General features: G+C 50.6%; 9 protein-coding genes. 4 read left to right on the top strand and 5 right to left on the bottom strand.

Annotated features, from left to right (window positions below; genetic code table 11):
* Positions 1 to 96: 96 nt before the first annotated feature.
* Together LVQ79_RS17210 and hslJ are read left to right on the top strand one after the other, a co-directional pair.
* Positions 97 to 1086 (top strand): 2-hydroxyacid dehydrogenase, encoded by a 990-nt coding sequence (locus LVQ79_RS17210; protein ID WP_064518747.1) that lies wholly within the window; start codon positions 97 to 99, stop codon positions 1084 to 1086.
* Between the two features lie 121 nt (positions 1087 to 1207).
* Complete coding sequence (gene hslJ / locus LVQ79_RS17215; protein WP_232865863.1) at positions 1208 to 1633, top strand: heat shock protein HslJ; 426 nt, start codon at positions 1208 to 1210, stop codon at positions 1631 to 1633.
* Between the two features lie 5 nt (positions 1634 to 1638).
* Here the strand turns inward: hslJ and LVQ79_RS17220 are convergent, their stop codons facing one another.
* Complete coding sequence (locus LVQ79_RS17220) at positions 1639 to 1905, bottom strand: putative hemolysin (RefSeq protein ID WP_151993434.1); 267 nt, start codon at positions 1903 to 1905, stop codon at positions 1639 to 1641.
* A 288-nt stretch (positions 1906 to 2193) separates the two neighbouring features.
* Here LVQ79_RS17220 and nifJ point away from each other — a divergent pair, with 288 nt between their 5' ends.
* Positions 2194 to 5724 (top strand): pyruvate:ferredoxin (flavodoxin) oxidoreductase, encoded by a 3531-nt coding sequence (nifJ, locus tag LVQ79_RS17225; RefSeq protein WP_232865864.1) that lies wholly within the window; start codon positions 2194 to 2196, stop codon positions 5722 to 5724.
* 176 nt (positions 5725 to 5900) lie between these two features.
* Positions 5901 to 6842, top strand: coding sequence for a pectin acetylesterase PaeX (gene paeX / locus LVQ79_RS17230; protein ID WP_232865865.1), 942 nt, complete (start codon positions 5901 to 5903; stop codon positions 6840 to 6842).
* 66 nt (positions 6843 to 6908) lie between these two features.
* Here the strand turns inward: paeX and yncE are convergent, their stop codons facing one another.
* The 4 genes from yncE to LVQ79_RS17250 all read right to left on the bottom strand — a co-directional run bounded on the left by yncE (position 6909) and on the right by LVQ79_RS17250 (position 12381).
* Entirely contained in the window at positions 6909 to 7970 is a 1062-nt protein-coding gene (gene yncE, locus LVQ79_RS17235) for a 7-bladed beta-propeller protein YncE (protein ID WP_232865866.1), read from the bottom strand.
* Positions 7971 to 8143: 173 nt separating this feature from the next.
* The gene (locus tag LVQ79_RS17240) at positions 8144 to 9448 is read right to left on the bottom strand and encodes an MFS transporter (protein WP_232865867.1); all 1305 of its coding nucleotides are present in this window, start codon (positions 9446 to 9448) and stop codon (positions 8144 to 8146) included.
* 45 nt (positions 9449 to 9493) lie between these two features.
* Positions 9494 to 10354, bottom strand: a complete 861-nt coding sequence (araC, locus tag LVQ79_RS17245; protein WP_232865868.1) for an arabinose operon transcriptional regulator AraC — start codon at positions 10352 to 10354, stop codon at positions 9494 to 9496.
* A 17-nt stretch (positions 10355 to 10371) separates the two neighbouring features.
* Entirely contained in the window at positions 10372 to 12381 is a 2010-nt protein-coding gene (locus LVQ79_RS17250) for a beta-galactosidase (protein WP_232865869.1), read from the bottom strand.
* Positions 12382 to 12534 lie beyond the last annotated feature (153 nt).

Below are 12534 nucleotides of genomic sequence, written 5' to 3' on the forward strand. Positions count from 1 at the left end.
GCAGTAGAATTTCATGCTTGAAAATAAATTTTAATATTTGTAAGAATATTTTAAGCGTGATAATTTTACATCAATATTATTCTGGAGATAAGTCTCATGAAACTGGCAGTGTATAGCACAAAACAGTACGACAAAAAGTATCTGGAGCAGGTTAACAATGAATATGGCTTTGATCTTGAATTTTTCGACTTCCTGCTAACCGAAAAAACAGCCAAAACTGCTCATGGTTGCGATGGTGTTTGTATCTTCGTGAATGACGACGGTAGCCGCCCTGTTCTCGAAGAGCTCAAAAGGCATGGTGTGAAGTTCATCGCATTGCGCTGCGCGGGCTTTAACAACGTCGATCTCGACGCTGCTAAAGAGTTAGGCCTGCCGGTGGTGCGAGTTCCAGCTTATTCACCAGAAGCCGTAGCAGAACATGCACTCGGCATGATGATGTGCCTGAACCGTCGTATTCACCGCGCTTATCAGCGTACCCGCGATGCGAACTTCTCTCTGGAAGGGCTGACTGGCTTCACCATGTACGGCAAAACTGCCGGTGTGATTGGCACCGGTAAGATTGGTATTGCCGCGCTGAGAATTTTGAAAGGCTTCGGGATGCGCTTGCTGGCGTTCGATCCGTACCCAAGTGCAGCCGCACTTGAACTGGGTGTGGAATATGTCGATTTGCCAACGCTGTTCGCACAGTCAGATGTTATTTCACTGCACTGCCCTCTGACGCCTGAGAACTATCATTTACTTGACCAGGCTGCATTTGCACAGATGAAAGATGGCGTGATGATTATCAACACCAGTCGTGGCGCTTTGATTGATTCCCAAGCCGCTATTGATGCACTGAAGAACCAAAAAATTGGTGCACTGGGAATGGACGTTTACGAGAACGAACGCGATCTGTTCTTTGAAGATAAATCTAACGATGTGATTCAGGATGACGTGTTCCGCCGCCTGTCGGCCTGCCATAACGTGCTGTTTACCGGCCACCAGGCATTCCTGACTGCGGAAGCGTTAACCAGCATTTCCGAAACGACGCTGGAAAATTTGCGTCAGTTAGAGAACGGCGAGCCTTGTGTTAATCAGGTGAGCTAATCAATGGCGGATGGCGCAACGTCATCCGCCATTTTTAAGATTATACCCAGTGGATGAATCCATAAATTTGCTACAATCCCCAGCAACTCATTGATGAACTGAATAACTTAGGGAAAAGAAGATGAAAAAATTAGCTTCAATTGCTCTGGCTGCAATGGTACTGGCCGGTTGCGCCCAATCGAACGACAAATCCTCTGTCACCGCGCAAGATCTGCAACACCATCGTTATGTTCTGCAAAGCGTTGACGGCAAGCCGTTAACCGGCATTGATCGCACACCGGAACTGAGTTTCGGTGAGAACATGCACATTGCAGGCAGCATGTGTAACCGCTTTATGGGCCAGGCGACGCTTGAAGGCGATACGCTGAAAGCGAAAGGTCTGGGAATGACCATGATGATGTGCGCGGAACCGCAGCTTAACGGGCTGGATCACATGATTAACGACATGCTGACTACGGGCGCAAAAGTTGACTTAGCTCCGCAACAACTGACGCTCAAAACCAGCCAGCATACTTTAGTTTATAAACTGGCCGATCTGGTCAACTGATTAGGCTAGTACGCCCCACAAGTTCCGGCGGCAAGCGCATTTTCACTACAGCGTTTGCCGTTCGGCATCGCGCACATTCCGATTGCCGAACCATCAAGCTGACGAGCAACACTCAACGTCCCACCAATCATTGCACAACTCGCCTGCCCCTGATTCGACATTGCTGCGCGCATACCAGGCGGTACGTGAGCTGCAGTGGCTTGTTGAGGTGGTTCACTACTACATGCCGACAATAACAGTACGGCAAATCCCGCTAAAAACGCAGCTCGCATTACTCTTCTCCCCCTGAACGTTGCAAAACCTAAGAATCATAAGCGCAGGCGTTGCGTTGCGTCGAGGCCGTAAAGCCATAAAATGTGTGTGATTTTGCAATAGAGATCACTTTATTGCGCAAAACATAACCACCTACCCCTTTTCACGACTTCAATCAAGGTTCAACACAAGACACAAAAGCGAAAATCACCTCCTGTGAGCTTTGCTAGAATTAAAAGATTATTCTTCGACTCGCGCAGGCATGCGGGTCTTTTTCAGTATTTATTGCGCAATGTAAGGGTGTCTCCATGATCACAATCGACGGCAATGGTGCAGTCGCGTCAGTGGCGTTTCGCGCCAGTGAAGTAATTGCCATCTACCCGATTACTCCCAGTTCAACCATGGCAGAGCTTGCTGATGCATGGTCGGGGGACGATCGCAAAAACGTGTGGGGCGATACGCCACGCGTCGTAGAAATGCAGTCCGAAGCAGGCGCCATCGCCGCCGTTCACGGCGCTTTGCAAACCGGCGCGCTTTCCACATCATTTACTTCATCGCAGGGTTTACTGCTGATGATCCCGACACTCTACAAACTGGCAGGTCAACTGACACCGTTTGTGCTACATGTCGCGGCGCGTACTGTTGCAACCCACGCGCTCTCTATTTTTGGTGATCACTCGGACGTGATGGCGATTCGCCAGACCGGCTGCGCTATGTTGTGCGCCAGCAGCGTTCAGGAAGCACAAGACTTCGCGCTGATTTCGCATATCGCTACCCTAAAGAGTCGCGTGCCATTTATTCATTTCTTCGATGGTTTCCGCACATCACATGAAATCAATAAAATTGTCCCGATGGCCGACAGCACCATTCTGGAACTGCTGCCGCAAAAAGAGATTGATGAGCACCGCGCCCGTGCGCTAAATCCTGAGCATCCGGTGATCCGGGGCACCTCCGCTAATCCGGATACCTATTTCCAGTCACGGGAAGCCAGCAACCTTTGGTACGACGCGGTGTACGAGCACGTTGAGCAGGCGATGAACAGCTTCGCCGCCACCACAGGCCGCCAGTATCGCCCGTTTGAATACTACGGCCACCCGCAAGCCGAACGCGTGATTATCCTGATGGGCTCTGCCATCGGGACATGTGAAGAAGTCGTCGACGAATTACTGACGCGCGGCGAGAAAGTCGGCGTGCTGAAAGTTCGCCTGTTCCGCCCTTTCTCCGCCGACCATCTATTAGAAGTGCTGCCAGAAAGCGCGCGCCAGATTGCCGTGCTCGACCGCACCAAAGAACCCGGTGCGCTGGCAGAGCCGTTGTATCTCGACGTGATGACTTCACTTGCCGAAGCATTTAACCGTGGCGAGCGTGAAACGTTGCCGCGCGTGATTGGCGGGCGTTACGGCCTCTCTTCAAAAGAATTTGGTCCGGATTGTGTGCTGGCGGTATTTAACGAACTGAAAGAAGCTAAACCGCGCCCACGCTTTACGGTCGGGATTTACGACGACGTCACTAATTTATCCCTGCCATTGCCAGAAAACACTCTGCCGAACCGCGCCAAACTCGAAGCACTGTTTTACGGCCTGGGCAGCGACGGCAGCGTGTCAGCCACCAAAAACAACATCAAAATCATCGGTAACTCAACGCCGTTCTTCACCCAGGGTTATTTCGTCTATGACTCGAAAAAAGCCGGTGGCCTGACTGTCTCTCACCTGCGCGTCAGCGAGCAGCCGATTAACTCAACCTACCTGATTGATAAAGCAGACTTTGTTGGCTGCCACCAGTTGCAGTTTATCGACAAGTATCAGATGACCGAGCGCCTGAAACCGGGCGGTATTTTCCTGCTCAACACGCCTTATAGCGCGGACGAAGTGTGGCACCGCCTGCCACAAGAAGTGCAGGCAGTTCTGAACCAGAAAAAGGCGCGTTTCTTCGTGGTGAACGCGGCTAAAATCGCCCGTGAATGCCAGCTTGGTGCGCGTATCAACACCGTTATGCAGATGGCATTCTTCCACCTCACCAATATTCTGCCGGGCGACAGCGCGCTGGCGGAACTGCAAGGTGCGATTGCTAAAAGTTACAGCAGCAAAGGTCAGGAACTGGTGGAGCGCAACTGGCAGGCTTTAGCCTTAGCCCGTGAGTCGCTTGCCGAAGTGACCTTGCAGGAAGTGAACGAATCCAGCCCGATGCGCCCGCCAGTTGTTTCCGATGCGGCACCGGATTTCGTCAAAACCGTCACCGCCGCGATGCTCGCTGGGCTTGGCGACGCGTTGCCAGTTTCTGCGTTGCCGCCAGACGGCACCTGGCCGATGGGCACCACGCAGTGGGAAAAACGCAACATCGCCGAAGAAATTCCTATCTGGAAGCCGGACATTTGTACCCAGTGTAACCACTGCGTTGCCGCCTGCCCGCACTCGGCGATTCGCGCCAAAGTGGTGCAGCCAGAAGCGATGGAAAACGCCCCTTCCGCCTTGCAATCTCTGGATGTGAAATCCCGCGATATGCGCGGGCAGAAATACGTACTGCAAGTGGCACCGGAAGATTGCACCGGCTGTAATTTGTGCGTCGAAGTTTGCCCGGCGAAAGACCGCCAGAACCCGGAAATCAAGGCCATCAATATGATGTCGCGCCTTGAGCACGTTGAAGAAGAAAAAGAGAATTACGATTTCTTCCTCAAGCTGCCAGAAATGGATCGCACCAGCCTCGAACGCATTGATATTCGTACTTCTCAGCTGCTGACGCCGCTGTTCGAATACTCCGGCGCCTGTTCTGGTTGTGGCGAAACACCGTATATCAAACTGCTGACCCAGCTTTACGGCGATCGCATGTTAATTGCCAACGCCACAGGTTGCTCGTCAATTTATGGCGGTAACTTGCCTTCAACACCGTACACCACCGATGCCAATGGGCGCGGTCCGGCCTGGGCGAACTCACTGTTTGAAGACAATGCCGAATTTGGTTTAGGTTTCCGTCTGACCGTCGATCAACATCGCGCCCGCGTGATGCGTCTGGTCGGTAAGTTTGCCGACAAACTGCCTGCTGAACTGAACGAACAGCTTCACGCCGAGGCCACTCCAGAAGTGCGCCGCGAGCAGGTTGCTGCCCTGCGCCAGCATCTGGCAAATATCGACGATCCGGACGCGCGCCAGTTAATCACCGACGCCGACGCGATGGTCGAAAAATCAATCTGGCTAATCGGCGGCGACGGCTGGGCGTATGACATCGGTTTTGGCGGCCTCGATCACGTGTTAAGCCTGACCGAAAACGTCAACATTCTGGTGCTCGATACCCAGTGTTATTCCAACACCGGCGGCCAGGCGTCGAAAGCCACGCCGCTGGGCGCGGTGACCAAGTTCGGCGAACACGGCAAGCGTAAAGCACGTAAAGATCTCGGCGTCAGCATGATGATGTACGGGCATGTTTATGTGGCGCAGATTTCGCTCGGCGCGCAGCTTAACCAGACGGTGAAAGCGATTCAGGAAGCGGAAGCCTATCCGGGCCCATCGCTAATTATCGCCTACAGCCCATGTGAAGAGCACGGTTATGACCTGGCGCTCAGTCACGATCAGATGCGCCAGTTGACGGCGACCGGCTTCTGGCCGCTATATCGCTTCGACCCGCGTCGTGCCGATGAAGGCAAACTGCCGCTGGCACTCGACTCTCGCCCACCGTCGGATGCATTGGCTGATACGTTGATGAAAGAGCAACGTTTCCGCCGCCTGAATGCACAGCAGCCAGAAGTTGCCGAACAGTTATGGAAAGATGCCGCTGTAGATCTGCAAAAACGCTACGACTTCCTGGCTCAGATGGCAGGAAAAGCGGAAAAGGCTGACAGCGAGTAACCGCTCTGTTTCGCGCTTATCTTCCTCTCAATAATGGAGTGAAGATAAGCGCGAGCATCATTTCAAAACAACATTTCAACTTAATCGGCCTCTTGATTCATAAATGAGCACCACCTCGCCTTTTTCTTATTAACGGCATGTTATATCTCAGTTAATCATTCGAAAAAGGAAAGGTTATGTTAGGTCGCTCTCTACTCGCAACGTCAATATTGCTGTCTATGAGTGGTGCCGCACTGGCACTACCTGAATTTCCTGTCTGGCCCCAGGGTGAAGCACCGGGTGCAAAAAACAGTCTGGTTAAACAAGAAACGGTCGACAGACGCAAGGATGGCGGGCTGGCTGACCGCGCGGTAACAGGTATTCGTACCCCAACCATCACTGCTTATTTGCCTAAAAAACCCAACGGTGTGGCGTTGTTAGTCACGCCTGGCGGCTCCTACCAACGCGTGGTTCTGGACAAAGAAGGCAGCGATCTGGCCCCCATTTTCAATGCCCACGGCTACACCCTATTTGTGATGACTTACCGTATGCCGGCTGATGGACATGCGGAAGGTTCAGACACGCCACTGGTCGATGCTCAACGAGCTATTCGTACCCTGCGTGCCGATGCTGAAAAGTGGAAAATCGATCCACACCGCATTGGGGTACTGGGGTTTTCGGCGGGCGGCCATGTCGCAGCAAGCCTGGGAACGCGTTACAACGAGTCCGTTTACCCAGTAACGGATGAAACAGACAAACTCAGTGCGCGCCCTGACTTTATGGCACTGATATATCCGGTGATCACCATGCAGGAAAGCATCGCCCATCCCGGGTCGCGTAAAGCCTTGATTGGTGAGAAACCCACGCCTGAGCAGATAAAGAAATATTCACCGGAGCAAAATGTGACGGCCCAGACGCCGCCAACGTTTATCGTTCATGCGGTGGATGACCCTTCTGTGCCAGTTGATAACAGCCTGGTGATGTTCTCGGCCTTACGCGCCCAGCACGTTCCGGTGGAAATGCATCTTTTCCAGGAAGGTAAACATGGGTTTGGGATTCGCGGTGCAGCCGGTTTGCCTGCCGCCAGCTGGCCGGAATTATTGATGAACTGGATTAAGGCGTTGCCCGCTTCTGAATAATTCGAGTTGCAGCCAGGCGACAAGGGAACATAGCCAACACCGCTGCAACTCGTGTTAAGAAAGGTATTACTTAAAGCTAATACGCACAACATCATCCGGGCTGGTCGGTTCTTTCTCACGGCTACCCGGTTGCTTCACGCTGACAAACAGCTGCTGCCCATCTGGTGACAACGCCAGGCTATTTGGCAATGCAGGCGTGTCGATGGTTTCCAGCACTTTGTAGCTTTTCGCATCAATCACGCTGACTTTGCCTGCTTTGCGATGCGTCACGTAAATCTCGTTGCGCACCGGGTTAAACAGCACATCCAGACCCAGCGGCACATCCACTTTATTCAGCACTTTGCTGGTTTGGGTATCCACAACCAGTAGCTGCGGTGTCTTGGAATCGCTGACAAACGCACGGTTGTTGGCGGTATCCAGCGCAATATTCAGATAAAAATGCTCGCCTTCGGTATCCAGTTTTGTGCGCGAGATAACCTTGTTGGTTTTGCTGTCGATAACAATAAATTCGTTGTCGGCATTGGTCATATAAATACGCGATGATTTCTCATCAATAGCCAGCCCTGTCGCCATTTTGCCCAGATCTTTAATGGTATCGCGCAGCGTGAGCTTATCGCCATCAATCACCCACAGTACGCTGGACTCACCCAACCCACCCATATACAGCGTGTTGGTGGCTTCGTTAACCACTAACTGGCGCGGCATTAGCGGGCGCACAGTTTCAGTTCGTTTAGTCTCATCCACCACCAGTGATTTAATCACATCACCTGTTTTGCTGTTGATTGCCGTCACCGCGCTGCTGGTGGTGTTGCCAAGGAACAACGTACCGGTGGTTTTGTTGAACGCCACGCCGAACGGCTTCAGGTTGTTATGAATAGCCTGAGTCACTTCGAGCGTTGCCGGGTCAAGGCGGTAAACCACCCCGCCTTTATCCAGTTTACGGCTTTGCGAAGTAGCAACGTACAGCGCGGATTGGTCTGCGCTATAGGCCATTTCGTACACACCTTTGCCAACGGGTTTTCTTTCGACCGTGAATGAGGTATCAGCAAACAGTGAACTGGAAAACAGCAGGCTGGTGAGCATTAAAGCAGGCAATGCACGCAGGCGGGTTTGTGGTAAAGCAGACATAAATATCCTTATCAACAGCAGGTGAATTTCTTTAGCTAACAAAACGTTAGCAAAAGAGTAGAAATTCTGTTGTTGATATTAATTATCATTTTCACCATAAAAAGTAAATGATTATCATTTATATAAATGAGAAATTGTCGGATGTCGCTGCCGCTAATCCGACATGGGGAAAACTAATCAACCGTCTTGATCATCATAACTAAACAACCACCACCGAGGGCAATAACTGAAAGAATTGGTAAAACCGGCAGATATTGCTGCCCTACCAGATTGAACAATACCGCGCCTAACACCGGGCCAAGGATCTGCGCTCCGGTATTAGCAAAATTCAGAATACCCAGATCTTTTGCTGAGTTTTCCGAGTTTGGCAAAACTTCCAGATTCAGCGCCTGGTCAACCGAGAAGAATATGCCCGAACCGATTCCCGCAACCACGCCGTAGCAAATCATCGCGGCTGGCTGGCCGTAGAAAAAGGGGATCACTGTACCAGCGGCAATTAATAAGGCGGCGAGAAATACGGGCTTTTTGCGGGTACACAGTTTGTCGGAGATTGGGCCGGAAATCGGCGCAAAAATGAGCGCAGTTACCATCGTTGCGATACCCATCAGCGAAATATAATGCCCGGCAGACGAATTATTCAGCCCCATTCCGCTGGTCAAAAAGAACAGCTGATACACGCTGAAAGCAGTGATCGTGATGGTCACCAGCATTTTGCCAAACAGCGCCAAATAGAAATCGCGGGCGTTTTTCAGCGGGAACACAAAATACTGCACAAAGTTAGCTTTATTAATGCGCTGGCGCGGCATACCCAGGCTCGATTTTTCTTTTATCAGCAGCGCCGCAATCGGGCCGGAAAGCAGCATCGCCACTGCCAGCACGTAATAACCGGTGTTGATCAGTTGCGGATCGACATCGCTCAGGAACAAACCGCCCACCACCGGGCCGCCATATTGCCCAACAATAAAACCAGCGGCATAAATAGAAGAGATTAATCCGCGATGTTTGGGGGCGATTTGGTCAGCAATCACCGCCAAAAGCGGTGCCACCACAAAGTTGATAAACGTTTGCAGCAGACACCACAGTGTGATGAAAATCCCCAGTTGTTCCGGTGAGTTAATCGTGCCTAACCCCACCATCACGGCTGCGGTCATTACCGAACCGACGAGTATCCACGGCGTTCTGCGTCCCCATCTTGAGCGCGTCAAATCTGACAAGGCGCCGATAATAATCGTGGTTATGGTTGATGTTATTGCGCCCAGCGTTCCAAGCAGTGCGAGAAAATTATTCACCTCAGAACCTTGCCCAATAATGTGGCTTAATTTTGCGGGATTAAGCACCGAGTTAATTCCCATAAATGGTCCAAGCCATAAAAGTGCCCCAACGCCTACCGCTACACCTAATAATACCGGCGCCTTTGGTTGCTGTTCATTTATAACAGACGCAACCCAGCCGCCATTAACCTTGGTTTCACTATTCATTTTTAATTAACCCATTTTAGAGTTGTTTACGGAATTAAATTAATTCTATGATTGTCCATCGGATGCAATAACCTCGCCCAACGGCTGTTTCACATAATTCTTTCGGTATCCGCTGGGCGACATGCCACTATGGCGACGGAATATTCGCGAGAAATAAAAGGCATCAGCGTAACCATTTAATAGTGCAATGTCCGCAACCGGCAGCGTAGTATTTTGCAGCATGTTTTTTGCCCGATATACCCGTTGATTTTCTTTCCATTCATTAATCGTTTTTCCGGTATCCCGGCGGAATAAATGTGATAAACGCGATGGAGATAAACAAACTCGTGCAGCGAGATCTGCCAGGCTTTCATCTTCCGCCAAATGATTATCCAGATACTGGCAGATTTCTTTTACTCGATGATCCTGAGTTTTATTCAGGCTTTCAGCCTGTAAGCGATAGCAAGAAAGAATAATGCGCTCCAGCACGTTCATCGCCATCGCTTCTGAAAGCGCATTACTTTCAGAAAACCAGCAGATCGTTTCGCTAAATAACCCCTTGAACATGTCACCTTGCGCATCGTTTTCCAGCGTCATTTTGCCAATTTCGTCTTCAGATTTTTGCCAGCGCAACCATTCAGTCCAGTAAGGGCGCGGGATGAAGTAAATCCAGAAGTGATCCCAACAGTCGCTCGATTCGTGTCGCCCGTAATGGTGCGCAACACCTGGCGGGAAAATCAGCACATCGTTTTTCCCACAAATCAGCGTTTTACCTTCTGCGCTTCTCACCCAAGCTTTACCATTGACCGTAATGTTGATGATAAACCCTTCCATCCCATTCGGGCGGTCAATGGGAATATCATGCGGACCGTTAACGATGACCGGCGTAAATCCAGCCACCAAATACGCATCAAAGGTAAAACACATCTGCCACCTCCTCGAAATCAGCCTTTTTTAACAAAAATGCGCATGCCCCACGCATCAATAGTTGCTGTTTCTCCTGCTCGTAAACAGCAACTATCAAGCGGTTCAGTAACATCGTCTTTCATCACAATGCGTTGCGTTGTGTCGCTATAGTTGAAAACAAACTGTATAGCGTCACCCTTTTTGTTTACGCCGTTGCGCACAATCACTGGCCAACGGCTGTTTGAAGTTGCCGCAGTCAGTTGAGAAAACAGGCTAAAGATCAGCTCTTTTGACGGTAGGAAACCCACATACAACGCCTGCCCAAGGCCATAATCAGCAAGAGTTGCCGCCGCGTAATCTCCCCATTGTGGATGCTGATAACGCAGCAACACTTCGGTGCTTGCGGTTGCCGGTGTTAACAGCTCCATCCACATTTCTGCAGTTTCGTCCGGCTGGCAATTTAAGCCTTTAAGACCGACATTTTCCGGGATGGTGAACTGGCTGTAACTCACACCACAACATTGGCTAATCACGCCCGGCTGAGTAACGCTACGGACTTTGACATCTTCATCACAAAAGCCCGTTTTGAAACCAACCAGCACTCGGCCGCCGCTTTCAACATACTGATTTATAGCTTCCAGTTCTGCATCGGAGGCCGAATAAAGCGCCGGGATCACAATCACACGATATTTAGAGGTTTCCGCATCAATTGAATTGATGATGTCCACGCCCACATTTCGGTCAAACAGCGCGTCCCAGAAGCGGCGCAGAATGTCGTTATAAACGTAATGCCCATGATTGTTCAGCTCAGTCTGCGGTATGTCTGGCCGGAACCAGTTCATGGCTTCCATTGCGTTGTTGCTCACCAGAATTGCCACTTCGTTTACAACACTAAATTCGTCAAGTGTGGCTGATAAACGGGCCATATCGTGGCCAATGGTCGCGGCTTCCTGGTAGGTGGGGCCAGAGGAAAAATCGTGGCTCAGCAACCCTTTCCAGTAAGTTTCATAAGAGTTGTGAATAGAATGCCAGTGCCAGTACGCCACCATGCTGGCTCCGCTGGCGATATGGCTGAATGCCTGCAAGCGTAATTGGCCAGGATACGGCGTCCATTTAGCAAAACCCTGTGCCTGAGTTTCCATCACATAATAGTTTTGTCCGCCTTTCAGGTTCCTTGCCACATCGCCGCTAAAGGCAATTTCACGGCCTGTCAGCTTGTCTTGCGTTGGGTGGTAAACGTCAATACTTGCCACGCTCAAGGCTTTGGCCGCGGCAAAATGATCGACTTGCGGCTGCATGCCAAACGACCAACCGCGCCATTCAAAATCGAAGTTCTGCGTCACAAACTGCTGCGGTTGTGCATATTCCCGCACGATATCGGCTTGCCAGGCTAAATACTCAGCCACCTTTTTGCGGCGAAAATGCGCAAAGGCACAGCCAAGGCTCGCATTAATGGTGCCGTGAATCGGCGGGAAGTCGTCCCAGCTATTAATACGGTTACTCCAGTATTCCAAGCCAAACGCATCATTTAACTGGCGGATATCGGGATAACGCTTTTTCAGCGATTGTTTAAATGCGCACTGAATAGCCTCACCAACATTGTCATAATGCTTGGTTTCATTATCTACTTGGTAACCAATAACCGCTGGATGATGGCAAACATGCTCCAGCAAGACGCGAATAATATTTTCTGCATAGCCAAGAAAATGCGAGTCCATAATATCCATGATCTGACGGCGACCATAAATTTCATGTCCCTGTGGGGAAGTCAGCAAAATGTCAGGATGTTTCTTAGCCAGCCAATAAGGCACGGCATAGGTTGGTGTACCGATAATGACGGAAATCCCCGCGTGATGCATAGCATCCAGCACACGGTCAATGTGGTAAAAGTTATATTGCTTTTCTACTGGTTCTAGCGTGCTCCAGGTTGACTCAGCGATTCGGACAACATTGATACCTGCTGCCAGCATCATTTCAATATCTTTTCCCAGCCGATCTTCACGTATATATTCATCGTAATACGCGACGCCATAATAAAGTCCGGACATATTCAGTGATCTCCATCGGTGCTTATTCCGTCTGGTTAATATAGGCCGATGGCTAAAAAAGCGACTTCACTATCACGCTATGTTTCCTGTAGAAATCTGCTGCATGAGATGAAATGTGATCTGGATTGCATGATGGGAGAAAATGGAGGGGAA

The organism is Buttiauxella cochleicola, from assembly GCF_021282405.1.
GTDB lineage: Bacteria > Pseudomonadota > Gammaproteobacteria > Enterobacterales > Enterobacteriaceae > Buttiauxella > Buttiauxella massiliensis.

Coding starts and splice junctions, on each gene's coding strand:
- LVQ79_RS17210 (WP_064518747.1), top strand. CDS start 97: ATGAAACTGGCAGTGTATAGCACAAAACAGTACGACAAAAAGTATCTG.
- hslJ (WP_232865863.1), top strand. CDS start 1,208: ATGAAAAAATTAGCTTCAATTGCTCTGGCTGCAATGGTACTGGCCGGT.
- LVQ79_RS17220 (WP_151993434.1), bottom strand. CDS start 1,905: ATGCGAGCTGCGTTTTTAGCGGGATTTGCCGTACTGTTATTGTCGGCA.
- nifJ (WP_232865864.1), top strand. CDS start 2,194: ATGATCACAATCGACGGCAATGGTGCAGTCGCGTCAGTGGCGTTTCGC.
- paeX (WP_232865865.1), top strand. CDS start 5,901: ATGTTAGGTCGCTCTCTACTCGCAACGTCAATATTGCTGTCTATGAGT.
- yncE (WP_232865866.1), bottom strand. CDS start 7,970: ATGTCTGCTTTACCACAAACCCGCCTGCGTGCATTGCCTGCTTTAATG.
- LVQ79_RS17240 (WP_232865867.1), bottom strand. CDS start 9,448: ATGAATAGTGAAACCAAGGTTAATGGCGGCTGGGTTGCGTCTGTTATA.
- araC (WP_232865868.1), bottom strand. CDS start 10,354: ATGTGTTTTACCTTTGATGCGTATTTGGTGGCTGGATTTACGCCGGTC.
- LVQ79_RS17250 (WP_232865869.1), bottom strand. CDS start 12,381: ATGTCCGGACTTTATTATGGCGTCGCGTATTACGATGAATATATACGT.